Below are 825 nucleotides of genomic sequence, written 5' to 3' on the forward strand. Positions count from 1 at the left end.
GCCGGCGACCGGACCGACCTCGACACCCTGCTCGGCCTGCTCGACACGTTCACCGGAGGGTTCGAGGTCGTCGTCCCGAACCTTCGCTGAGGCGGGCCCGGTCACCGGATGCCGTGTCGGCCACGCCGTGCATGCGGCCGGAGAGCTCTGGTCCCGTACTTCGCGGGTCGTTGATTCGTACGGTGCGACCGGCTCGGGGGTGTCCCGGGCCGGTGGGGTGGCGTGGCTGATGCGACCTGCAACGGAGCCTGCACTCCGCCGGCCTCCACCATCGACTTCCCAACGCAGGCCGTCGCCCTGGCCAGTGCCCCCTGGACCAACAGCACCCCACTGACCGGTTCCACCCCGCCCGTGGACGTCCGCTGCGACTCCGCCCCACCCTGGCCACACGTTCGACTGGTGCCAGAACGGCTGGAGCGCCTGCTCAAGAAGGATCCGTTCTTCGTCTGGCTCGTCGACTGACGATCCATAGCATGGCCGCATGACTGAGGCAGCACCCACGACGGCTTCCAGCCCGGTCCACGTCGACTACCACGTGTTCGAACTCACGGACTCCGGCGAGCGTGGCCCCATGGGCTTCGAGACCTCGAACGGGCTGGTCTTCTCCACCCCCGGGCACGCCGTCGTCTGCACGGGCATCAGCAGCGGCCCGGTCGACGTCAGCGTCCAGTTGCGCCGGTATCCCCCCGAGTTGGCAGATACCGGCGCCTGGGACGAAATCGTCGACCACAGCGTCGAAACACGCACGGGCGACCTGCGCGTCACGTGCCTGATGGACAACCCCCCGGAGCTACCCGCCCTCACGCCGTTCGGACCAGGCACCTA

Annotated in this window: 1 pseudogene; it reads left to right on the forward strand. The window is 68.8% G+C overall.

Annotated features, from left to right (window positions below):
• Window positions 1-481 precede the first annotated feature (481 nt).
• A pseudogene (locus AOK24_RS44710) lies at window positions 482-825 on the forward strand (hypothetical protein); the annotation flags it as partial.

It is taken from the genome of Streptomyces niveiscabiei (assembly GCF_001419795.1).
GTDB lineage: Bacteria > Actinomycetota > Actinomycetes > Streptomycetales > Streptomycetaceae > Streptomyces > Streptomyces niveiscabiei.